General features: G+C 35.7%; 1 protein-coding gene. It reads right to left on the bottom strand.

From position 1 onward, the window contains the following. A partial coding sequence (locus ACFOPO_RS18435; RefSeq protein ID WP_386705138.1) for an IS982-like element ISEfm1 family transposase occupies positions 1 to 788 on the bottom strand: 788 nt, incomplete at both ends.

Below are 788 nucleotides of genomic sequence, written 5' to 3'. Positions count from 1 at the left end.
AAGCCAGTAATATGCTTTCAAATCTACTCTCTAGCCCTTTAACAGAACGTGAGTTGAAATTTTGACAACCTAATTTTTCTAAGGAAGAAAAAACAGTCTCAACTGTTTTTCTTTGTTTTCCAAGTAAGCTGTGGTCTAGTTTTTCTGATTTATCCATGTTTTTACGTGGCGGAACGGATATAGTAATGCCCTTAAGGGCAAGCTTTTCATGGATTTTATGGCTAATATATCCTTTGTCCCCTAGGATATTGGGAAGATTCGCTTCTTCCGATAAAGTCTCTAACACTTTCACGTCATGGACACCTGGATTCGTGATTGAGTAAGTAATCGGAAAGCCAGTCTTAGTAACGATCATATGAATTTTAAGACCATAAAAATAAGATTTTTTTGTTGAGTTATAGCCAACTTTGGCTATTTGATTCAATAGTTTTGCTTGTCTATTTCTAACTGGTTTACATAATGGACTAGGAAAACTATCTATAATTCCGACTAGTTCACCTTTGGTGAGCTTCTTGATGAAAAAGTATCGAATAATCTTGATAGTGTAAGCTAAGTTTGAACTTAAGCGAGTGAATCGACTCCTACTAGGAAAGTCACCATTAGGAAATAAGACGGAACAAACCGCTCTATACGTGGCTCTTTGGCTAGTATAGCCATTAATTATGCCCCATATAACACAAGCAATAATCACTGTATCGCGTTGCTTCAGTTTATCAGTATTTCTTCGGTTTTTAATCTTATCTGGTACACAATTGTGGTATATGTTAGAAACAGTTCTCATAATTTCC

Origin of the sequence: Lysobacter sp. GCM10012299 (assembly GCF_042649405.1) — a bacterium.
Classification (GTDB): Bacteria; Pseudomonadota; Gammaproteobacteria; order Xanthomonadales; family Xanthomonadaceae; genus Lysobacter_J.
This window is presented reverse-complemented; position numbering and strand designations above follow the sequence as displayed.